The following is a 20865-nucleotide window of genomic DNA, read 5'->3' on the forward strand; positions in this document are numbered from 1 at the left end:
GCTCAGCGCAGCGCGCGGATCGCCAGGGCCACCGCCTTCGCCTCGCGGATGCGGCGCTCGTAGGTCGCCGCGACGAAGATCAACAGTGCCCCCGCGACACCCAGCCACAGCCACCCCAGCCCCGACGCGCTCTCGTAGATCGAGGCGATCCAGGGCCACAGTTGCGCGACCGCGTGCGCGATGAGCACGGCCCCGCCGAGGAGGACCGGGGCCTGCAGGCGGAAGCGCACGCCGAGCAGGAGCGCGGCGAGGGCGACGATTCCGAGACCGATCACCCGCCAGAGCGTGTTGTCGTCGGAGAAGTCGAACAGCAGGGAAGGCGCGAGCAGCAGGGCGAGGCCGATGCCGAGGGCGGGCCAACTGTCCAGGTCGGGGCGCCGGCGCAGCTCGCGGATGCCGTGCACGAGCAGCGCGGCGGCCGGGGGCACCGTGGCCGCCTCGACGGGGTCGACGGCTCCGGTCGCGATCGAGAGGACCGCGAACCCGAGGCTCAGCCCCACCGCCACCCAGAAGACCGCGCGAGACAGGGGCTCACGCCACCACACGCCGATCCCGAGCAGAACGATCAGCGTCACCACGACGCGCAGGGTCTCGTCGTCCGGCGAGGCCAGGCGCACCGCCGACAGCACCGTCACGACCCCGAGGGCGGCGATAGTCAGCGCGGGCGGCATCCCTGCGGGCGCGGCCGCCGAGCGGCGCTTCAGCAGGAGCGCGACGCCGACCAGCACCAGAGCGGCCGCGAGCACCCACAGGTCGAACGCCGGGGAGTCGCGCTCGCGCAGGGCGCGGAGCGACGCCGCCACCACGAGCGCACCCGCGGCGATCGTCACGGTCGGAACGAGGAGCGACTCGAACGCACCGCGGAGCCACCGGACGGCCGCGAGGAGCACCAGCAGCGCGACGACGACCACCGCAATCGCGCGCGGGAGGGACTCCCCCGCGAGGACCGCCGAGGGCAGCATGCCCACCGCCAGCCCCGCGGACGACAGGATGACGATCACGCGCGGGGGCGGTTCCGACCCGGCGCGCGCCAGGGTGAGGATGCCGACGATCGCCAGGGGGATCGTCATCCACTCCACCGGCCGCACGCCGGCGGCGGTCGCCGCGAGGGCGATGAGCGCCGCGCCGCCGAGGGCCGTCCAGGCCACCGTGCTCCCCGAGGAGGCACGACGGAGGGCCAGGATGCCGACGGCTCCGAGCACCGAGATCGAGATGACCGCGCGCGCCACCGGCCCGCCGTGGGCCAGCACGAGCGCGGTCTCGGCGGCCGCCACGACGCCGACCGCGGCGACCGCCGTCCCTCGGGCCACCGGTCGCGCCCAGGACACGTCGCGCCGGGCGATGCCGACGCTCGCCGCACCGAGGGCGGCCGCGGTGACGACCACGACGGCGTCCGCGGCACCGAGGCCTGTGAGACCGAGATCGATCACGCGGGTGAGCTGCGCGGCGACGAGCAGCACGAGAGCGAGGGCGCCGGATACGCCGAGGGCCACCAAGAGCGCGTCGGGCGTGCGGGGTGGGCGCACCCACGCACCGGCGACGGTCACGGCGACCGCCACGACGACGACGATCAGCCCGCGCGGGAGGTGTCCGGGGGCGCTGAGAGCGCTGGGGACGAGCGCCACCGCCGCCCCGGCCGCCGCGATGACGGCGGAAGCCGCCACGGAGCGGTCCGGGAGCCGTCGGCGCGCTCTCTCCGTGCCGGCGGCGAGCAGGAGCACGGCGACGCCGACGGGCACGGTGAAGAGCTCCAGCGACTCGGCGCCCTGCCACGACAGGCGGGTCCACAGCGCGAGGGTCCCGAGGAGGAGGGCCAGCCAGACGAGGTGACGTCGCCCGCTGCGCGACGTGAAGAGCCCGTCCGTGGCGGTGGCCCACAGCAGCGCGGTGACGGCGGCGAGGACGAGCGGCACCCAGCGCAGCCCCTCCGAGGGGGTCGCCGCGACGGCGAGGGTGACCACGGCGGCCGTGCCGACGTCGGCGATCCACCGAACCGCGGTCTCGCCCCCCAGCGTCCGCAGGGCGAGTGCGGCGAGGAGGACGGCGAGGGCGGCCGCCACGACCACGCGGGTCGACGCGTCGGCGTCGGCGAGACGCATCACCGCGTCGACGCCGCCGGCCGCGAAGACCGGGGCCGCGAACGCGGCGACCGGACGCGCGGACCGCCACGTCCGGAAGGACGGCGCACCCACGACGACGGCGGCGACGGCCGCCGCCGTCAGCAGGGCGACCGCGAGCCAGGCGTCGGTGGCCGCCGCCGAGGCCACGACCAGGGCCCCGAGCCCGGAGAGCGCGACCAGGGGAAGGGCCGTGAGCACCCCGGCCGAGCGCTGCGCGGCATCGAGCCCCCACCGCTGCGGCAGGGGCACGACGAAGACGAGGGCGCACAGGGCCGCGACCGCCATCGCGACGGCGGGCGGCGAGCCGCCGTCGAGCGCGACATCGAGCCCCGCTCGGAGCGCCGCGGGCACGAGAAGGGCGCCGGTGGAGGCGAACAGCACGACAGCCACGGTCGAGGCGACGCGCAGGGACCGGTGGATCCCGGCCGCCGCCCCGAGGATGCCGATCGTCGCCAGCGCGGCGAGGCTCCACGAGAGGGGCGAGGCGAACGACAGGGTCCCCGCGACGACCAGAGCCACCGCGCCGACGACGGCCGCCACGACCACCGACCCGGCGACAGCGGGCGGCGACGGCGCGTCCGCGGGTCGGTCGGTCGTCAGCACACCGCGGCGCAGCCGGAGGACGGCGATCGCCGTGATCGCGATGGCCAGATACCAGGCGACGACGAGCAGCTGAACCCGCAGCTGGGGTCCGGCCAACAGCGCCACGGCGGCGGCCGCCGAGGCGAGCGCCAGACGCCGCTGCGCCCACACGCCCGACAGGCGCGACGCCACGGCGGCGAGCGCCACGACGACGGCGAGCGTCACCACGGCGGCGGTCGCGTCGGCATCCGGGCGCGCGACGTCGAAGGCGGATCGCCCGAAGACCGCCAGCGCCGCCGCCACGAGCGGAAGTACCGCCGAGAGCGCCGCACCGACGGGGACCAGCGCCGCCAGGCCGGTCACGGCGCCCGCGGCGATCGCGGCTCCGGTCAGTGTCGTGCGCGGCGCACCCACCAGGGCGCGACGTGACGCGACGTCGAGCACGAGAGCGAGCACCGCGGTGACGAGCACGGGGACCGTAGCGCTCAGAGTCGGGTCGGCAGCGCGCACGGCGGCGATGCCGACGCCCGCGCCCACCACGAGCACCGCGGCGATCGCGACGGTCGACGCCGGCCGCGGCTCGCCGCGCCGGGTCATCGACCACGCGTGCGCCGCCAGCGCGAGAGCGAGCACCCCCGTGAGGACCACGGGCGACCACGTCGAGCCGGGGTCGACGAAGAAGGTGGCGGTGAGGGCGAGAAGCGCGCCGAGGGCGGCCACGACGCGGACCGCGACGATCTCCGCCCGGAGGGCCACCGTGCGGGGTCGGGCCAGCACGGGCGCGTGCGGTGCCGCGAGGGCCACCACCACCGCGACGAGACCGGCCGCATATGCACCGAGCGAGCTGTCGGGGCCGACGAGGCCCGACGCCAGGATTGCGGGGCCGAGGGCGAGCACGATGACCGCCGCCGACAGGGGCGCGCGCAGCCGCGACATCCGCGACCATCCGACGAAGGCGACTCCCGCCGCGATCGCCCCCGTCCCCCAGAACACGGCGGGGTCGGCGGATGCCGCGCCGGCCACGTCGGTGGCGCGCACGGCCCAGACGTCGAGGCCGACCAGCGCGATGCCGAGCAGCGCGATCCCCTCGGCCGTGGCATCGAGCTTGCGCCACCGCAGCACCGAGGCCGCCGCGATGACCGCCGCGGTGACGAGGCCGATGACGACCGCGCGCTGCACGAGGCCGCCGCTGATCCACGCCACGGTGAGGAAGAAGGCCGCGGCGACCGCCAGAAGCACCACGCCGGCCGACAGGAGGAACACCTGCACGCTCGACCGGCGGGGTGCACGGGGCTCCGCCGGGGTGCTGTCGGTGCCGCCCGGGCCGCCGGTCGCGGGAGGGCGGATGCCGGGCGTCGGCGGTGCGGGAACGGTCGAGGCCGGAGCGGTCGAAGCGGGCATCGCCGGAGCCGGAGGGGGCATGCTCGGCGGGGCGGCCGGCGCCGAGACGACCGGAGCAGGGGCAGCGGCGGCCGGAGCCGACCGGGCCGGTCCACCGGCGGTGGGTCCGCCTCCGGGACCGGCATCCCCTCCCGGCGCGATCACGGGGGCGATTGCGGACGCAACCGGCGGGGGGAAGGCCGCCGGCGTATCGAGCGGAACCCCGACCAACACCGCGCCCTCCGCCGAGCCCGGCGCGTCATCCGCGACGGGCGTCGGGTGCTCCCCCGCGGCTGGACCCGCGGCCGGGGCTACCCGCGGCGGCGGCACGGCGGCCACCGCGGCGTCGCGGTGAATCGTGAGCAGCGCATCGGCCCGTTCGTCGACGAGGGAGACGATGCGCCGCGACAGGTCGAGCACGCGGGCCGTGCGGGCGTCGGTGAGATCGAGCCCGCACGCGGGGCACGGCGACGTCGAGATGGCCGTGAAGCACGACGGACACCGCGTGGTGTCGACGAACGTCCCCGGCTGCGACGGCCACGCGACGCCCGCGCGTGCTCCCCCGTGATCGACTTCCGTCATCGTGCCCCCTCGGCGTCGGTCGTCGCCCCAGGCTAGCGAACCCCCCGGACGCACCTCGCGATCCGTCCACACCCGGGCGACCGCGGCTCCTCCCCAGCACCCTCCCGCCCGCTCCGGGGGTCGCGCAGACGGCGGACCCGGGGCACCCCGCGCAACGACGGAACCGGATGCCGCGACCGCCGGGGTCAGGGCATCCGGTTCCGGATGACGCGGGTCAGGCGCCGCGCAGGCGCTCCGCGAGGTAGCCGTGGAGCGCGTCGAGGGCGATGCGCTCCTGACCCATGGTGTCGCGGTCGCGGACGGTGACCGCGTTGTCGTCGAGCGAGTCGAAATCGACCGTGACGCAGAACGGCGTGCCGATCTCGTCCTGGCGGCGGTAGCGCCGACCGATGGCACCGGCGTCGTCGAAGTCGATGTTCCAGCCGGCCGCGCGCAGGGTGTCCGCAACCTCGCGGGCCAGCGGAGACAGGCGCTCGTTGCGCGAGAGCGGGAGCACGGCGACCTTGACGGGTGCGAGGCGCGGGTCGAGCTTGAGCACCGTGCGGGTGTCGGTGCCGCCCTTGGCGTTGGGCACCTCTTCTTCGCGGTACGCGTCGACGAGGAACGCCATCATGGCGCGCGTCAGACCGAACGAGGGCTCGATCACGTAGGGCGTGTACTTCTCGCCCGAAGCCTGGTCGAAGAAGGTGAGCGACTGTCCCGACGCCTCGGAGTGGCTCTTCAGGTCGTAGTCGGTGCGGTTGGCGACGCCCATGAGCTCGCCCCACTCCTTGCCCGGGAAGCCGAAGCGGTATTCGACGTCGATCGTGCCGGCGGAGTAGTGCGCGCGGTCGTCTTCGGGAACGTCGAAGCGCTTCATGTTCTCGGGGTCGATCCCGAGCTCGATGAACCAGTTCCAGCACGCCTCGACCCAGTGCTCGAACCACTCGTTCGCCTCGGCCGGCGGGGTGAAGTACTCGATCTCCATCTGCTCGAACTCGCGCGTGCGGAAGATGAAGTTTCCCGGGGTGATCTCGTTGCGGAACGCCTTGCCGACCTGGCCGACGCCGAACGGGGGCTTCCGACGGGATGCCGTGAGCACGTTCGAGAAGTTCACGAAGATGCCCTGAGCGGTCTCGGGACGCAGGAAGTACAGCCCCGACTCGTCGTCGACGACGCCGAGGTAGGTCTTGACCAGGCCCGAGAACGACTTGGGCTCGGTGTACTGCCCCTTCGTGCCGCAGTTGGGGCAGGGCACGTCGGCGAGACCGTTCTCGGCCTTGCGGTTCTTGCGGGCCTCGAAGTCCTCGATGAGGGTGTCGGCGCGGAAGCGCTTGTGGCAGCTGAGGCACTCGACCAGCGGATCGGTGAAGGTGGCGACGTGGCCCGAGGCCTCCCACACGCGCTTGGGGAGGATGATGCTCGAGTCCAGACCGACCATGTCGCCGCGACCGCGGACGAAGGTCTGCCACCACTGGCGACGGATGTTCTCCTTCAGCTCCGTGCCGAGGGGGCCGTAGTCCCACGCCGAGCGCGAACCGCCGTAGATCTCACCGGCCTGGAAGACGAACCCGCGGTGGCGGGCGAGGGCGATGACCTTGTCGAGGCGGGACTGTTCGGCCACGGTGGCTCCAATGGTCGCAGAGGTGTGGGGGTGCGGCGCGAGTGCGCGGCATCCAGTTTATCGAAGCGACCCGGCCTCGCCGGGCCCGCCGTCGCGCGCGCGATCGCGCTCCGAGCGCCACGTCTGCAGATACGGCATCGCGACGTTCACGGAGTGGGCGGTGAGGGTCGCCCGCGCGGCCGCGGCGAGCGCCTCGGGCGGGGGCACGGAGACGACGGGCATGTGCGCGATCGGGTACGGGAAGCGGTTACGGAACATGTCCATCCACAGCAGCACCAGGTCGCCGTCGTCCGGCAGCGTCGCGTACGTGCGCGACCCGCGCTCCCGGCGCTCGATCCGCCATCCCGGCCGAACGCGCGTCGCCGTGTAGTCGGGATCGCCGCCCCACGACCAGCCGCCCCGGCTGCGGACGGGCGTGCCGTAGCCGGACCCGTCGAGGGCGAGGGCGAGTGCCTCGGGGGTCCAGGGCGCCGGGAAGAAGGTCGACAGGCTCACACCGAGCGCCAGCGGCGACAGGCGCGGGGCTTGGGTCGCCGCCCGCGGAAGCTCGGCCTCGAGGGCGGCGGCGAGAGCGATGGTGGCTGCCGACGGATCGCCCGCGTCGAGCAGCAGCACGAACGTCTGCAGCGACCGCAGATAGGTGCGGTGGGTCGCGGCATCCGCGAACGGCGGGGTCGGGATGCCGTCGACGGCCGGCCGACCCCAGGGCACGTCGTCGCGGTCGGTCTCGGACAGCCCCGACCGCCCCGCGCTCACCGCGTGATCCGTTCGCGGCGCACGGTGAAGGTCTCGAGCGCCGACGCGTCGATCTCGACGCCGAGCCCCGCGCCGATGGGCACGCGCACGTGTCCGTCCTCCAGCACGGCGGGCTCGGTGACGATGTCGCGGTCGTAGAAGCGGGCGGATGCCGAGATGTCCCCGGGCAGCGTGAACCCGGGGAGGGCCGCGAGCGCGGCGTTGGCGGCGCGTCCGATCCCGGTTTCGAGCATGCCCCCGCACCACACGGGGACGCCGGCGGCGAGCGCGCGGTCGTGGATCGCGAGGGCCTCGAGGTAGCCGCCCACCCGGCCCGCCTTGATGTTCAGGATCGCCGCCGACCCCAGCGCCAGGGCATCGGCGGCCGCCTTGTCGCTGACGATCGACTCGTCGAGGCAGACGGGGGTGCGCAGGCGCTTCGCCAGGGTCGCGTGGTCGACGAGGTCGTCCTCCTGCAGCGGTTGCTCGATGAGCAGGAGGTCGAAGCGGTCCAGCTCGGCCAGGGTGTCGGCATCCTGGAGCGTGTACGCCGAGTTGGCGTCGACCTGGAGCGGAATCGAGCCGAACGCCCCGCGCACCGCCGCGGTGTCGTCGACGTCGCGACCGGGCTTGATCTTGATCTTGATCCGCACGTAGCCGTCGTCGAGGTAGCCGCCGACGGTGTCGACGAGCGCCGCCGGGTCGCTCTGGATGCCGACCGAGACCCCCGAGGGCACCCGGGTCTTCTCGGCGCCGAGGTAGGCGGCGAAGCTCCGTCCCTCGGCGCGCAGGGCGGCGTCGATGACCGCGAGTTCGAGCCCCGCCTTGGCCATGCGATGCCCGACGACCCGCCCCAGGATGCCGCCCACCTCCTCGGGCGCGAGAGTGCGGCGCTCGAGCAGTGCGGGCGTGAGGAAGCGGGTGAGCACGTCCCACGCGCCCTGCGTGTACTCGCTGGAGTAGAACGGCTCGGCGGAGGTCACGACCTCGCCCCACCCGCGACCGTCGGGCGTCTCGGTGGTCACGACGATGACCTCGCGCACCGTCTCGGTGCCGAACGAGGTCGTGAAGGGCGACACGAGCGGCAGGTGCAGGACGCGGAGCTCGACGGCATCCAGGGTCACGGGCGAAGCGGGGCGGGTGAGGGGCATGGGGGCAGAGTAACCGGGGCGGTTCGGACACAACGCAGGACTCTCCTGCGTTGCGGCGGAGCACACCGTGCACACGCCGCGACAAGCCACCGGTTCTCCTGCGTCGTGCTCGGCGCGCCGGGTGGTCCGCCGCCGACGGCCGAAACCGAGACGACGTCGCGGCAGCGGGACACAACGCAGGACTTTGCCGCGGGGTGGCGCGTGCGTGCGGGGAACCAGCGGGGGCGGGGCACCGATGCCCTGCGTTGTGTCACGGCGCCGAAGCGCGGACCGGGGCTGGACGGACGCGGCTCGCGACCGTAACGCCCGCGCCCGGCCGTGGCAAGGCCGCCCGCGTGCCGCGGCCCCGCGCGTAGCGTCGCCCGCATGAGCGACGACTTCACCCCCCGCCACGCGATCGTCACCGGCTCCGACTCGGGCATCGGCGCGGCCACCGCCCTCGCCCTCGCCGACGCCGGAATCGACGTCGCGATCACCTACCACTCCGACAAAGACGGCGCCGAAGAGACGGCCGAGGCCGTGCGCGGCCGCGGCGCCCGCGCGATCGTCGCGCAGTTCGACGCCACCGACTTCGACTCGGTCCCGGATGCCGTGAACGCCATGGCCGACGAGCTCGGCGGCCTCGACGTGTTCGTGAACAACGCCGGCGGCGGCATCGGCGGCAGCTTCCTCGACCTCGACCTGAAGACCTGGCGCACCGACGTCGCGCTGAACCTCGACGGTGCGTTCCTCGCGCTGCACACCGCGGCCCGCCGCATGGTGACGGCCGGTAACGGCGGGCGCCTGATCGCCGTGTCGAGCGTGCACGAGCACCAGCCGCGCGTGGGCTCGGCGCCGTACGTCGCCGCCAAGCACGGCCTCGGCGGCCTCATCAAGACGATGGCTCTCGAGCTCGGCCAGTACGGCATCACCGCGAACGCCGTCGCCCCCGGCGAGATCGCCACCCCCATCAACGACATGTCGGCCGAGGACGCCGATCGCGTGCACCGTCCCGGCATCCCGCTCGGCCGCCCCGGCAAGCCGGAGGAGGTCGCGGACGTCATCCGCTTCCTCGCCTCGCGCTCGGGCTCGTACGTCACCGGCGCGAGCTGGGTCGTCGACGGCGGCATGCTGCACATGGGCCCGCAGGCGGGATCGCACATGGAGAGCGACGCCTGGCGTTCGGCGGGAGAGGAGTGAGCGCGATGGGCGACGAGAAGAGCTTCGAGGAGAACCGTCACGACCAGCTGACGAGCGCGCCGAAGGCGACGGAGGCCGATGCGGCCCCGCGCTTCGACGTCAGCGAGCACGACGGCGTGACCCGCATCGACGTGCGCGACGACGCGGCCGTGCGTCCGGGTCCGGGCCAGGGCGACCCGGCGGCCGACGAGGACACCCCGATCACCGAGCAGTGAGCGCCGTGGCCTGCGCTCGACGCGCACGGCCTGTCGACCGGCACCGCCCGCGCGTCACCCGACGATGAGGTAGCCGCGCCGGTCGAACCCGCCGATCCGGCGGCCGGATGCCAGGTGCTCGCGCATCTCGTCGCGTACGCGCGCGCGCCAGGAGGCGGCGGCAGCCGGATCGCTCCGGCGCAGAGCGGCGATGTCGTCGGGTACGGCCACGATCGCCGAGGTCTCGGCATCCGTCGGGGTGGGGGCGGGCGGCTCGGCGAGCGCCCACGACACCATCAGGCGGTCGGACTCGTCACCGCGGTTGACCGCGTCGTGCATCGCTCCGTACTGGTTCACGAGGTAGTCGGTGACCCGCGCGCCCAGCACCGCGAGATTGAAGTGCGCGTTCCGCGGGATGAGCGGGTCGAACGTCCACGTGATGCGGCCGACCCCGCGCTCGAGCGCCCACTCGCGCTGGTGCGTCTTCAGCCGGCGTCCGAGGCCGCGACCCTGATACCCGTCGACGATCCCGGTGATGTGCGAGTGCATCGTCCGCGCGGCCGGCGGGCCGAAGAACGCCGCCGACGCCCCGATCATCCGGTCGCCGTCGAACAGGCCGACGACGTAGTTCCCCGCGTGCTCGAGGGCGCGCAGGATGTTCGCCGGCATCGTGCCCCGGTCGTCCCACACCTCGTCGAGAACGCGCGCGGCCTCGTGGATGCCGTCGACGGTGTCGAGCGTGCGGATCTCGATGGATGCCATGCCTCCGAGTCTGGCACCGGCACCGAACGGGCGCGGGCTCAGCGGAGAGCACGGCGGGAGACGACCCGACGGCGGTGCGGCCGGAGGGCGGCGCTGCTCAGCGGGGCAGCACACCGCCGACGTGCCGGATCGTGCGACCGCGCTCGATCACGATCGCGATCCCGCCGATGAGCCACAGCGGCACCTGCGTGAGGAACGCGAGGCGGAAGGCGTCGAGCGAGTAGGTCTCGGGGCTGCCCGCACCCTGCACGTCCATCGCGATTCCGATGAACAGGATGGCCAACAGCGCCGCGAGGAAGCCGCCGCCGTTGACGATGCCCGTCGCGGTGCTGAGACGGTGGCTGGGGGTGAAGGTGCGCGCGTGGTCGAACGCGATCATCGACGCCGGCCCACCGGTGGCCAGGGCGAACATCAGCAGGATCAGCAGCCACAGCGGCGCGGGCCCGGGCCACGCAGCGACGACGATCCACACGAGCGCCTGGAACACGACCGTCGGCAACACCAGCCAGCGCGAACGGCGACGCGGATGCCGACTCGACAACGCGCCGATCACCGGACCGCTGACGATGCCGAACAGCACGAACAACGTCATGATGCCCGACGCGGTCGCCGGCTCGAGCCCCTCGCCCGCCGTGAGGAAGGGGAAGCCCCACAGCAGCATGAACGCCGTGCCCGCGAACGGGGTGGCGAAGTGCGACCAGAAACCGAGCCGCGTACCGGGATGCGCCCACGACTCGCGGAAACCCTGCCGGAGGTCGGGCGCCGAGCGCACGATGCGCACGGCGCCGGTCTGCGTGTCGACCGAGGTGTCGACGGGGTCGTCGCGCCGCTCGGGCGGGCGGTTGCGGATGACCGCGAAGGTCAGCACCGCGAACAGCACGCCGAGCCCCGCGACGCTTCCGAAGGCGACGCTCCAGCTCGTGGCGTGCAGCAGCGCCGCCAGCGGCACGACCGCCACGATCTGGCCGAGCTGGCCGATGATCCCGGTCAGCTGCACGAGCACGGGCGCGCGCTGCGCCGGGAACCACGTCGCGATCACGCGCAGCACGCTGGGGAAGATCATCGCGTCGCCCGCGCCGATGAGCACCCGGGCCAGGATGCCGATGCCCACGGCATCCGCGAACGCCATGACGAGCTGGCCCAGGGCCATCAGCACCATGCCGATGGCGATCATCGGGCGCGCGCCGAAGCGGTCGAGGAGGAGGCCGACGGGGATCTGCATCGCGCCGTAGACGAACAGCTGGATGACGGCGAACAGCGACAGCGCCGAGGCGTCGGCGCCGAAGCGCACGGCGGCATCCACCCCGACCGCCGACAGCGAGGTGCGGTTGACGATCGAGACGACGTAGGCCAGGACGCCGACGATCCACAGCGTCCAGGTGCGCCAACCCGGCCGGTCGAGGCGCAGGGTGCTGGTCACGTGTTCCAGGCTAACGGGGACCGCCGACATCGAGCACGAGCGCCATCTCCGCGCGGACGCGCTCGAGATGGTCGATGAGAGGGGTGCCCGTGTCATCGGCGGCCCACTGCTCGAGCGCCGCCTGGAGCAGCTCGACCACCACGCCCGCGACGATCCGCGCGCGAAGGGCGTCGATTCCGCGCTCGCGGTATCCGTCGGTCAGAACCTCTCGCAGGTCGGCCTGCTTCTGCAGGTCCCGCTCGCGGAGGGCCGGTTCGAGTTCGATGAGGCGCCGGGCCGCGACGATCTCGGGGCGGCGGGGCTCGAACCGCCCGGCGGCGAGGGTCCGGAGCCCGGTCCAGGCGAGGTCGAAGGGCGGCGAATCGGCGGGGGCGGCGGCGATCATCGCGGCGGCGAGACGAGGGATCTCGTCGCCGGAGAAGAACACCTCGCGCTTGTCGGCGAAGTGGCGGAAGAACGTGCGCCGCGTCACGCCGGCGCGCTCGACGATGTCGGACACCGTCGTCGCCTCGAAGCCGCGCTCCACGAACAGCTCCACCGCGGCGGCGCGCAGCCGCTCTCGCGTGTCGGGTGCCCATCTGGCCATGCCGCGATCCTACGTGACGACACGGAGTGTCATCAGGTCTAGAGTGAGGACACTCCGTGCCATCACGAGGAGAGGCCCCCATGTCCACCCACGCCGCCGCGACGCTCGCCGCACCCCGAGCCCCGCTCACCCTCACCACGATCGAGACCCCGACCCCCGCCGCCGACGAAGTGCTCGTGCGCGTGCGCGCCGTGGCGATCAACCCCGTCGACTGGATCGTCCAGGGCGTCGGCCGCATCATCTACCGATGGCTGCGCACCCCCGCCGTCCTCGGTTCCGACGTGGCCGGCGAGGTCGTGGCCGTGGGCGCGGACGTGACGCGCTTCCGCGTGGGCCAGCGCGTCTTCGGCCTCGCAACGGGCACCGATCGCGGGAGGGACCCCCTCCGCGAGGGGGCCTTCCAGCAGTACTCGACCCTGCTCGAGCGCCTCACGGCCCCGACGCCCGACGACCTCCCCCACGAGGAGGCGGCCGTCTTCCCGCTCGGACTCTCGACGGCCGCCTGCGCGCTGTTCCAGCCGCAGCACCTCGGACTCCGGATGCCGGGCGCCCCGGCATCCGGCACCCCGTCCGAGGTCGTGGTGGTCTGGGGCGGGTCGACCAGCGTGGGGATGAACGCCGTGCAATTGGCCCGCGCCGCGGGCTACATCGTGGTGAGCACGGCATCCGCGAAGAACGCCGGGACGGTGCGTGCCCTCGGCGCCGAGGCCGTGGTCGATCACGGGTCGCCGTCGGCGGTGACCGACCTGGTCGCCGCCATCGGCGGACGCCCCGTCGCCGGCGCCGTCGCTCTCGGTGCCGGCTCGGCGCAGGCCTGCCTCGACGTGCTGTCGCGCACCGACGGGACCCGCCTGGCCCTGGCGAGCACCCCGGTGTCGCTCGCCTCCCTGGTCGGGCGCCGCCACCTCTTCCCCGCGATGCTGCCCGTCTTCACCCGCATCGGGCTCGGCACCCTGCGTTCGAGCCTGCGCGCCCGCCGCCTCGGCATCCGCGCGGGGTTCGTGTGGGGAAGCAGCCTGCGCGACGACGAGATGGGCCCGCGCCTGTGGGGCGAGGTCGTGCCCGGGATGCTCGCCGACGGATCCCTTCGCGCCGCGCCCGCGCCCCTCGTCGTCGGCGAGGGCCTCGGGGCGATACAGGACGGCCTCGACCGCCAACGCGCCGGCGTCTCGGCGCGGAAAGTGGTGGTGCGCCTCTGACCCGGGGCCACCCCGGCATCCCCACCCCGCGTCCGCCCCGACGCGCACCGCGAACGTGGTCGGCGACGCCGCGCGCGCACGGCAGAATGGTCCGATGGTCTCCGCGAGCCCCCATCTGCAGCCCGATCACGCGTGCCTCATCGTGCACGGGAGCGACACCCCCGGCATCATCGCCGCGGTCTCGGCCCTCATCGCCCGCCAGGGCGGCAACATCGTCGCGTTCGACCAGTACTCCGACGACCCCCGCGGCGGCGCGTACTTCCAGCGCGTGGTGTTCCACCGCCCCGACCTCGCGGCGGCTCTGCCCGAGATCGAGGCCGACCTCGCCTCGACGCTCGGCGAGGGCTTCGAGCTGGAGTGGACGCTCACCGACCTCTCCACGCCCAAGCGGATGGCGATCCTGGCGTCCAAGCAGGACCACTGCCTGCTCGACCTGCTCTGGCGTCACCGCCGCGGCGACCTTCCCGTCAGCATCCCGATGGTCGTGTCCAACCACACCACCGCCGCCGACGACGTGCGTTCGTTCGGTGTGCCGTTCTTCCACGTGCCCTCCACTCCCGGCCCCGACAAGTCGGCATCCGAGGCCCGCATCCTCGAACTGCTCGTGGGCAACGTCGACTTCGTCGTGCTGGCGCGCTACATGCAGATCCTCTCGCCGGACTTCCTCGACAAGATCGGCGTGCCGGTCATCAACATCCACCACTCGTTCCTGCCGGCCTTCATCGGCGCCGAGCCGTACAAGAAGGCCAAGCAGCGCGGCGTCAAGCTCATCGGCGCGACCTCGCACTACGTCACGAGCGACCTCGACGAGGGGCCGATCATCGAGCAGGACACCGTGCGGGTCACGCACGCCGACTCCTCGGCCGAACTCGCCCGCCGCGGCGCCGACGTGGAGCGCCAGGTGCTCTCTCGCGCCGTGCTCTGGCACGCCGAAGACCGCATCATCCGGCACGGCAACCACACCATCGTCTTCTGACGCCCGGGGCCGGGCGCCGCGCTCACCGTGGAGATCACCGGCGATGAACGAGATGACACGCGAGGGGCCGCAGACGCGTGTGATCTCGGCGGACCCGCGTGCGCTCGGCGAGACCTCGCGTCCGCGGGCGACGCGGGCCGTCAGTCGGGGTCCGTCGCGCGACTGAGCGGGCCCGACCCTCCGCGCGGGGGCTGCTTGCGCTGACGCGCGAACTCGCCGCCCTGACGGCCTCCGTAGGGGCGCCCGTGATCGGCGAACTCGGCGCGGAAGTAGGCCAGACGCCAGTCGCCGAGCTCGATCCGGGCCCCGGTGCGCAGGATGCGACCTCCACCGCCGCGTCCCGGCCCCTGCTCTCGGGCTCCGCCGCCGCCCACCTGATCGAAACCGTAGAGGACGTACTCGTCGTCGCCCTCGTGGCGGATCTCGGCGTGCACCGGAGCGAGCCCCGGCAGGCGCAGGTCGGCGTCGTCGCCCGACCCGATCACCGTCTTGGTCGGGAGCAGGTCGAACTCGCGCGGCCGGGAGCCGTCCCACGACGAGTCCCCCACCGCGAAGATCAGGCGGGGGCGCCCCGACCCGGGCGTGTAGTGCGTCGTCGTGATGCGTCGGCGCACCGTGCGGTTGACCGTCGGCACGAGCGGGAGCGGCGTCTCGGGCGGGATCGGGAAGGTCAGCGCGCTTCCACTGTTGCGACGCGTCAACAGCGGCGCGATCGCCGATACTGAGCCCAGGCGGATGTGCGACGACCCCGTCACCACCCGCTGGAGTCTGCTCTTCTTCACGTCGCCGAGCTGCAGGATCGGCCCATCGGGACCCTCGAGCGTCACGGAGACACCCCGGGATGCCAGGGCGTCGGCGACCGTGGACAGCTCGGCGAGCGTGCGCCGGCCGTTGCCGGGCAGGCGCGAGGGGTCGCTCACGACGATGCGCACCTCCGTTCCCGCGGCCGTGATCGTCCCCTCGAACGGCGGGGTGTCGGCATCCGACCCCCGCTCCTGCTCCGAGAAGGCGAGGTCGATGTCGAGGCGCACCATGACGGCGCTTCCCCTCAGTTGCCGCGGTACGGGTCGGACCCGGCCGCGGTGTCGTCGCTCGTGGTGACGCGGAGGGTGCCGTTCAGCTTCCACGTGGCGCGCGGCGCGTCGGGGCCGATGTCGCGCGGGACCTCGACGGTCATGTCGACGAAGGAGTAGTTGACCGCGGCACCGCGGCCGGTGAGGTACGACCACATCTCGCGACCGAGATCGGTCCAGTCGGTGATCGAGTGACCTTCGGGGCCGGTGGAGTTCGCGAACGGGTCGGTGGAGGCAGGAGAGTCGGACATGGCTTCGGTCCTTCCTTTCGTTTCGAGGCCACCACTGTCCCAGCGCCCTGGGCCGCGGAAGGAGGGATTGCGCTCGGGCCCGGATGGGGGCACCATTTCCGCCACCCCCAAAGAGTCGTTTGACGGTTGTCGACCGCGTCGGTCACGATGGCGGGATGTCGCGACTCGACGAACTCCGCGCCACCGCCCATCCGCTGCGCCTGCGCCTGCTCTCGCTTCTGACCGGCGCGGCCATGAGCGCCGCCGAGGCGGGCCGCGAGCTCGGGGTCTCGCAGGCCGCGGCGAGCTACCACCTCCGGGTGCTCGAGCGGGCGCGTCTGGTGCGCGTGGTCGAGATCGTCCGCCTGCGCGGCGGGGAGGCCAAGCGCTACCGTCACGAGTCGTCGTCGCGCCGCTACGATCCCGACGCCCACCTCCCCGACCGCTCCCGCGAGGGGGAGGCCGAATACGTCGAGGCGCTCATCGAGGAGCTGCGCCGACGGGCCGCGCAGCGCGTCGACGGGCCGGCCCTGTCGACCGACGCCGAGCTGTGGGTCGACCCCGTCCTGTGGCGCCGCATCGTGCGGCACGTGGGCGAGGCCTCGGCGCTGCTGCACGCGGCGGCGCAGCCCCCGCGCACCCCCGGGACCCGCCCGGTGTCGATGACGGCGGCCCTGTTCCCCGTTCACTCCTCACCCCCGCGTGCGACCTCGCCGACCGCCGGAGCCGACCGCCCGAGAGACGACGGACCCCGAAACGACGCCCCGCGGAGCCCGGCGCGATGACCGGTCCCCTGTCGTCCGCGCCGTTCCGGTGGCTGCTCGCCGCGCGCACGACGGCGATCGTCGGCAACGCCGTCGCACCCATCGCGCTCGCCTTCGCGGTGCTCGACCTCACGGGGTCGGCGGCCGACCTCGGACTCGTCGTCGCCGCACGCTCGGTCGCGAACGTGGCGATGCTGCTGTTCGGCGGGGTGATCGCCGACCGATTGCCGCGCGGCGCCGTGCTGGTGGGGTCGTCCCTGGCCGCCGCGGCGACGCAGGGCACGATCGCCGCCCTGGTGCTCACCGGAACCGCCGGCGTCCCGGTCCTCGTCGCCCTGAGCATCGCGAACGGCGCCGTCGCGGCCGTGAGCCTCCCCGCCGCCGCGGCCCTCGTCCCCGACACCGTTCCCGCCGCCCTGCTCCGACCGGCCAACGCGCTCCTGCGGCTGGGGCTGAACGCCGGCGGCATCGTCGGCGCGTCGGTGGGCGCCGTCGTGATCGCCGCGACGGGGCCCGGGTGGGGGCTCGTGATCGACGCCTGCGCCTTCGCCGTGGCGGCGGTGCTCTTCTCCCGACTGCGCCTGCCCGCACCCGCGGATGCCGCGCCCGGCGGCGACGGCGCCTCGGTCTGGGGCGACCTCCGCGAGGGGTGGCGCGAGTTCGCGAGTCGTCGGTGGGTGTGGATCGTGGTGCTGCAGTTCACGGTGCTGAACGCCGCCTTCGTCGGCGCGACGACGGTGCTGGGCCCCGTGGTCGCCGATGAGACCTTCGGCCGCGGCGGCTGGGGCATCGTCGTCGCGGCCCAGACGGCGGGGCTCGCGCTCGGGGCGGTGATCGCCCTGCGCTGGCGTCCGCGACGTGCGCTCGGCATCGGCGTGGCCGCCATGGCATCCGCCGCCCTCCCCGCCGCGGCGCTGGGCCTGGCGCCCACGCTTCCCGTGCTGATCGTGGCCTTCGCGCTCGGGGGACTCGCCATCGAGCTGTTCGCGATCGCCTGGGACCAGTCGCTGCAGGCGCACATCCCCCGCGCCGCCCTGTCGCGGGTCTACTCGTACGACATGGTCGGTTCGTTCGTCGCGGTGCCGGTGGGAGAGGTCGTCGTCGGCCCCCTCGCCGAGGCCGGCGGGGCCACGCCCGTGCTGCTCGGATGCGCGGCGATCATCGTCGTGGCGACCGTCGCCGCGTCGTGCTCGCGCAGCATCTGGCGCATCCGCGCCCCCTGAGCGTCAGTACACGTACTCCATCAGCTCGACGCCCAGCACGCGGAAGGCGTCGTGCGCGCGAAGACGGTGCGCGATCGAGAGGTCGTCGAAGTTGACGATCAGCGCGTACGCGACCCCGGCACGCGGTCCGCCGAGCACGCCCGCCTCGGCGCGCACGCCGGGCGCGCGGCCGGTCTTGTTGACGAACAGCAGACCGTGCTGGTCGTTCTCGTGCGCGAAGGGGTCGAGGCCGGTGGCGGATGCCACGAGCGAGAGGTCGTGGTTCAGGCTCAACCACTCCGCGACCTGCGCGCTCACGCCGGGCGAGACGACCGTGGAGTTCACAAGGCCCGCGAACACCTGCGCCATCTCGCGCGCCGTCGACAGGGCCACGTGCGGGGCGTCGTCGGGACCGCGGTCGTCGCGGAAGCGGTCGAGCAGCGCCGTGCGTCGCAGCCCCAGCTGCTCGAGGCGGGCGCGGACCGACTGCAGCCCCGCGCGGTGCAGGAGGGCGTTGGCGGCGAGGGCGTCTCCCGTCGAGGCGGCGAGCATCGCGAGGTCGGTCACCGGCAGCGCCGGAGCCTTCAGGTGCTGCCAGACGCCGCCGTGGGCGGCCTCGTGCACCGCGGCACGGTCGACGATCTCGAGGGGATCGAGCCGGCCCGTCTCGAACGCGGCGGCGACCTCGATCAGCAACGGGACGACGCCGAGCCCGCCGACGGGGAGGGTCAGGAAGTCGTCGCCCGAGAGCACGGCGGCGCCGCCGTCGAGGTCGTCGATGCGCACCGAGACCTTCGCGCCCGAGGCGGCCAGCTCGTCGAGCGAGCGCAGGGTCGCGGTGAACGACCGCCGGCCGGCCGCCGCGCGCCGGGGCAACCTCTTGGGGCCCTTGCGCCCCGTGCCCCGGAGGGCCGGGGCGTCGCGTCGGGACGACTCCACCGGCCCACCGATGGGCTCGGGTGCGGCGGGCTCGGGAACCGGGGGCATGCCCACGAGCGTGGCTCCTTCCGGGTCAGCGGGGCAACAAACGCCGTCTCACCAAATGGTGACGCGATGGTCGGGGTCGAGCCAGAGGGCGTCGCCCTTGGTCACCCCGAACGCCTCGTAGAACGCGTCGATGTTACGCACGATCTGGTTGCAGCGGAACTCGTTGGGCGAGTGCGGGTCGATGGTGAGCAGCCGGATCGTCTCGGCGTCGCGCCCCTTCTGCTGCCAGATCTGCGCCCAGCTGAGCAGGAGCCGCTGGATCCCGGTGAACCCGTCGACCACCGGTCCGTCGCCCTCGCCTTCACCCTGCTGCTCGAGGAACAGGCGGTAGGCGGCGATGGCGATTCCGAGCCCGCCCAGGTCGCCGATGTTCTCCCCGATCGTGAGGGCACCGTTGACGTGATGCTCCTCGCTCAACCCCTGCGGCACGAGCGCCTCGTACTGGGCGATGAGGACCGTGGTGCGCTCCTCGAAGGCCGCGCGGTCGGCATCCGTCCACCAGTCGCGCAGCGACCCGTCGCCGTCGAAGCGGCTGCCCTGGTCGTCGAAGCCGTGGCCGATCTCGTGCCCGATCACCGCGCCGATGCCGCCGTAGTTGGCCGCGGCGTCGCGCTCGGCGTCGAAGAACGGGTACTGCAGGATCGCCGCGGGGAACACGATCTCGTTCATGAGCGGGTTGTAATAGGCGTTGACGGTCTGCGGCGTCATGTACCACTCGTCGCGGTCGATGGGCTGCCCCACCTTGGCGAGCTGGCGATCGTGCTCCCACACGTGCGCGCGGCGCACGTTGCCGACCAGGTCGCCGGCGTCGATCTGGAGGTCGGAGTAGTCCTTCCACCGCACGGGGTAGCCGATCTTGGGCGTGAACGCGTCGAGCTTGGCGAGAGCGCGCTCGCGGGTCTCCTCCGTCATCCACTCCAGGCTGCGGATCGACCGGCGGTAGGCCTCGATGAGGGTGGCGACGAGTCCGTCCATGGCGTCTTTGGCCTCGGGCGGGAAGTGCCGCTCGACGTACACCTTGCCGACCGCCTCGCCCAGGGCCGCCTCGACGAGGCTCACGCCGCGCTTCCAGCGCTCGCGGTTGACCGGGACTCCGGTCAGCTGCGTGCCGTAGAACGCGAAGTTCTCGGCGACGAAGTCGTCGGAGAGGAACGCGGCGCCGGCGTGCACGATCTTGAAGCGCAGCCAGGCCGTCCAGTCCTCGAGGCGCTCGGCGGCGAGCAGGCCGCCGAGCGACTCGATGAAGCTCGGCTGGTACACCACGACCTCGGCGAGCGCGTCCTCGTGGCCCGGGGCCACCCCCGCGCGCCAGGGATCCAGGTCGACGCCGGCACGGGCGAGCGTGTCTTCCCAGGTCATCAGGTTGTAGGTCTTGACCGCGTCGCGGCTGTCCTCGCGCGACCAGTGGTGCGTGGCGATCTCGGTCTCGAGGGCGAACACGCGCTCGGCGGATGCCGCAGGCTCGGCGACACCGGCGAGCTCGAGGATGCGCTCGATGTGCGCGCGGTACGCGGAGCGCGTCTCGTCGAAATTGTCGAGGCGGTAGTAGCTCTCGTCGGGCAGCGAGATGCCACCCTGGTACACGACCGGGACGTAGCGCGTCGGGTCGCCCGGGTCGGGCTCGACGAACAGCGTCAGCAGGCCGCTGATCCCGTCGCGCTCGAGCTCGCCGATGAGCCGGAGCAGGGAGGGGATGTCGGAGACGCCGTCGACGGCCGCGAGCTGGGCGGCCAGCGGCTGCCCACCGAGCGCCTCGATGCGGTCGGTGTCCATGAAGCTCGCGAACAGGTCGCCGATCTTGCGGGTCTCGGTGCCGGGCTCGGCATCCTGCGACTCCTCGACGATGGTGCGCACGTCGGCCTCGGCCTGCTCGGCGATGAGGTGGAACGACCCCCAGCGCGCCTTGTCGTCGGGGATCTCGGTGCGCTCCAGCCAGCGGCCGTTGACGTGGCGGAAAAGGTCGTCCTGCGGGCGGATCTCGTCGCTGAGTTCGTCGAGTGCAAGACCCGAGCGGGGGGTGTCGGTCATGCAGACAGGATAGGTGCCCCACATCGGTGCGGGCTCGGAACGCCCGCTCCGGCCACGGCGTCGCGCGGAGGACCTCCGCGATGTGACCGCCGTCCTCGCCGGACGCGGCGTG

At 73.4% G+C, this 20865-nt stretch carries 18 protein-coding genes; 7 read left to right on the forward strand and 11 right to left on the reverse strand.

Features of this window, described 5'->3' with window-relative positions:
* Positions 1–2: 2 nt before the first annotated feature.
* Positions 3–4103, reverse strand: a complete 4101-nt coding sequence (locus tag ACK4LS_RS06685) for an SCO7613 C-terminal domain-containing membrane protein (protein ID WP_409715038.1) — start codon at positions 4101–4103, stop codon at positions 3–5.
* A 376-nt stretch (positions 4104–4479) separates the two neighbouring features.
* On the opposite strand from ACK4LS_RS06685, the gene ACK4LS_RS06690 reads away from it, so the two are divergent.
* Positions 4480–4650, forward strand: coding sequence for a hypothetical protein (locus ACK4LS_RS06690; protein WP_409715041.1), 171 nt, complete (start codon positions 4480–4482; stop codon positions 4648–4650).
* A 228-nt stretch (positions 4651–4878) separates the two neighbouring features.
* On the opposite strand, the gene ACK4LS_RS06695 is transcribed toward ACK4LS_RS06690, so the two are convergent.
* From ACK4LS_RS06695 to menC, 3 genes are read right to left on the reverse strand one after another with little or no spacing between them, the layout of a single operon-like run.
* Entirely contained in the window at positions 4879–6267 is a 1389-nt protein-coding gene (locus ACK4LS_RS06695) for a glycine--tRNA ligase (protein WP_409715044.1), read from the reverse strand.
* Positions 6268–6324: 57 nt separating this feature from the next.
* Complete coding sequence (locus ACK4LS_RS06700) at positions 6325–7023, reverse strand: hypothetical protein (RefSeq protein WP_409715047.1); 699 nt, start codon at positions 7021–7023, stop codon at positions 6325–6327.
* Positions 7020–8153: an o-succinylbenzoate synthase gene (gene menC / locus ACK4LS_RS06705; protein WP_409715050.1), complete on the reverse strand. Its 1134-nt coding sequence runs from the start codon at positions 8151–8153 to the stop codon at positions 7020–7022. Before menC ends, ACK4LS_RS06700 begins: the two co-directional genes overlap by 4 nt.
* Before the next feature lie 366 nt (positions 8154–8519).
* Here menC and ACK4LS_RS06710 point away from each other — a divergent pair, with 366 nt between their 5' ends.
* Both ACK4LS_RS06710 and ACK4LS_RS06715 read left to right on the forward strand, forming a co-directional pair.
* The gene (locus ACK4LS_RS06710) at positions 8520–9332 is read left to right on the forward strand and encodes an SDR family oxidoreductase (protein ID WP_409715053.1); all 813 of its coding nucleotides are present in this window, start codon (positions 8520–8522) and stop codon (positions 9330–9332) included.
* Positions 9333–9337: 5 nt separating this feature from the next.
* Positions 9338–9547, forward strand: coding sequence for a multidrug transporter (locus tag ACK4LS_RS06715; RefSeq protein ID WP_409715056.1), 210 nt, complete (start codon positions 9338–9340; stop codon positions 9545–9547).
* 54 nt (positions 9548–9601) lie between these two features.
* Here the strand turns inward: ACK4LS_RS06715 and ACK4LS_RS06720 are convergent, their stop codons facing one another.
* From ACK4LS_RS06720 to ACK4LS_RS06730, 3 genes are all read right to left on the reverse strand, one after another.
* The gene (locus ACK4LS_RS06720; RefSeq protein ID WP_409715059.1) at positions 9602–10288 is read right to left on the reverse strand and encodes a GNAT family N-acetyltransferase; all 687 of its coding nucleotides are present in this window, start codon (positions 10286–10288) and stop codon (positions 9602–9604) included.
* 97 nt (positions 10289–10385) lie between these two features.
* Positions 10386–11708: an MFS transporter gene (locus tag ACK4LS_RS06725; protein ID WP_409715062.1), complete on the reverse strand. Its 1323-nt coding sequence runs from the start codon at positions 11706–11708 to the stop codon at positions 10386–10388.
* A 10-nt stretch (positions 11709–11718) separates the two neighbouring features.
* Positions 11719–12294 carry a TetR family transcriptional regulator gene (locus ACK4LS_RS06730; RefSeq protein ID WP_409715065.1) on the reverse strand — a complete coding sequence of 192 codons (576 nt, stop codon included), beginning with the start codon at positions 12292–12294 and terminating at the stop codon, positions 11719–11721.
* An 80-nt stretch (positions 12295–12374) separates the two neighbouring features.
* Between ACK4LS_RS06730 and ACK4LS_RS06735 the strand changes: the two genes are divergently transcribed.
* Together ACK4LS_RS06735 and purU are read left to right on the forward strand one after the other, a co-directional pair.
* Positions 12375–13493: a zinc-binding alcohol dehydrogenase family protein gene (locus ACK4LS_RS06735; protein ID WP_409715068.1), complete on the forward strand. Its 1119-nt coding sequence runs from the start codon at positions 12375–12377 to the stop codon at positions 13491–13493.
* 94 nt (positions 13494–13587) lie between these two features.
* Positions 13588–14469: a formyltetrahydrofolate deformylase gene (purU, locus tag ACK4LS_RS06740; protein WP_409715071.1), complete on the forward strand. Its 882-nt coding sequence runs from the start codon at positions 13588–13590 to the stop codon at positions 14467–14469.
* Positions 14470–14609: 140 nt separating this feature from the next.
* Here the strand turns inward: purU and ACK4LS_RS06745 are convergent, their stop codons facing one another.
* Both ACK4LS_RS06745 and ACK4LS_RS06750 read right to left on the reverse strand, forming a co-directional pair.
* Positions 14610–15503: an FHA domain-containing protein gene (locus tag ACK4LS_RS06745; RefSeq protein ID WP_409715073.1), complete on the reverse strand. Its 894-nt coding sequence runs from the start codon at positions 15501–15503 to the stop codon at positions 14610–14612.
* Between the two features lie 14 nt (positions 15504–15517).
* Entirely contained in the window at positions 15518–15793 is a 276-nt protein-coding gene (locus tag ACK4LS_RS06750) for a hypothetical protein (protein WP_409715076.1), read from the reverse strand.
* Positions 15794–15948: 155 nt separating this feature from the next.
* Here ACK4LS_RS06750 and ACK4LS_RS06755 point away from each other — a divergent pair, with 155 nt between their 5' ends.
* Both ACK4LS_RS06755 and ACK4LS_RS06760 read left to right on the forward strand, forming a co-directional pair.
* Positions 15949–16557, forward strand: coding sequence for a helix-turn-helix domain-containing protein (locus tag ACK4LS_RS06755; RefSeq protein WP_409715079.1), 609 nt, complete (start codon positions 15949–15951; stop codon positions 16555–16557).
* Positions 16554–17759, forward strand: coding sequence for an MFS transporter (locus ACK4LS_RS06760; RefSeq protein WP_409715082.1), 1206 nt, complete (start codon positions 16554–16556; stop codon positions 17757–17759). Before ACK4LS_RS06755 ends, ACK4LS_RS06760 begins: the two co-directional genes overlap by 4 nt.
* A 3-nt stretch (positions 17760–17762) precedes the next feature.
* Here the strand turns inward: ACK4LS_RS06760 and ACK4LS_RS06765 are convergent, their stop codons facing one another.
* Positions 17763–18725, reverse strand: coding sequence for a serine hydrolase (locus tag ACK4LS_RS06765; RefSeq protein WP_409715085.1), 963 nt, complete (start codon positions 18723–18725; stop codon positions 17763–17765).
* A gap of 48 nt (positions 18726–18773) precedes the next feature.
* Positions 18774–20753, reverse strand: a complete 1980-nt coding sequence (locus ACK4LS_RS06770; RefSeq protein WP_409715088.1) for a M13 family metallopeptidase — start codon at positions 20751–20753, stop codon at positions 18774–18776.
* Positions 20754–20865 lie beyond the last annotated feature (112 nt).

Source organism: Microbacterium sp., from assembly GCF_046295495.1.
In the GTDB taxonomy this organism is placed as follows: Bacteria; Actinomycetota; Actinomycetes; order Actinomycetales; family Microbacteriaceae; genus Microbacterium.

What these genes read in the sequence shown, in the direction of transcription:
- ACK4LS_RS06720 (WP_409715059.1), bottom strand. Translation starts at nt 10,288, where the DNA reads ATGGCATCCATCGAGATCCGCACGCTCGACACCGTCGACGGCATCCAC.
- ACK4LS_RS06770 (WP_409715088.1), bottom strand. Translation starts at nt 20,753, where the DNA reads ATGACCGACACCCCCCGCTCGGGTCTTGCACTCGACGAACTCAGCGAC.
- ACK4LS_RS06745 (WP_409715073.1), bottom strand. Translation starts at nt 15,503, where the DNA reads ATGGTGCGCCTCGACATCGACCTCGCCTTCTCGGAGCAGGAGCGGGGG.
- ACK4LS_RS06685 (WP_409715038.1), bottom strand. Translation starts at nt 4,103, where the DNA reads ATGCCCGCTTCGACCGCTCCGGCCTCGACCGTTCCCGCACCGCCGACG.
- ACK4LS_RS06765 (WP_409715085.1), bottom strand. Translation starts at nt 18,725, where the DNA reads ATGCCCCCGGTTCCCGAGCCCGCCGCACCCGAGCCCATCGGTGGGCCG.
- ACK4LS_RS06730 (WP_409715065.1), bottom strand. Translation starts at nt 12,294, where the DNA reads ATGGCCAGATGGGCACCCGACACGCGAGAGCGGCTGCGCGCCGCCGCG.
- menC (WP_409715050.1), bottom strand. Translation starts at nt 8,153, where the DNA reads ATGCCCCTCACCCGCCCCGCTTCGCCCGTGACCCTGGATGCCGTCGAG.
- purU (WP_409715071.1), top strand. Translation starts at nt 13,588, where the DNA reads ATGGTCTCCGCGAGCCCCCATCTGCAGCCCGATCACGCGTGCCTCATC.
- ACK4LS_RS06755 (WP_409715079.1), top strand. Translation starts at nt 15,949, where the DNA reads ATGTCGCGACTCGACGAACTCCGCGCCACCGCCCATCCGCTGCGCCTG.
- ACK4LS_RS06750 (WP_409715076.1), bottom strand. Translation starts at nt 15,793, where the DNA reads ATGTCCGACTCTCCTGCCTCCACCGACCCGTTCGCGAACTCCACCGGC.
- ACK4LS_RS06735 (WP_409715068.1), top strand. Translation starts at nt 12,375, where the DNA reads ATGTCCACCCACGCCGCCGCGACGCTCGCCGCACCCCGAGCCCCGCTC.
- ACK4LS_RS06715 (WP_409715056.1), top strand. Translation starts at nt 9,338, where the DNA reads ATGGGCGACGAGAAGAGCTTCGAGGAGAACCGTCACGACCAGCTGACG.
- ACK4LS_RS06760 (WP_409715082.1), top strand. Translation starts at nt 16,554, where the DNA reads ATGACCGGTCCCCTGTCGTCCGCGCCGTTCCGGTGGCTGCTCGCCGCG.
- ACK4LS_RS06690 (WP_409715041.1), top strand. Translation starts at nt 4,480, where the DNA reads ATGCGCCGCGACAGGTCGAGCACGCGGGCCGTGCGGGCGTCGGTGAGA.
- ACK4LS_RS06710 (WP_409715053.1), top strand. Translation starts at nt 8,520, where the DNA reads ATGAGCGACGACTTCACCCCCCGCCACGCGATCGTCACCGGCTCCGAC.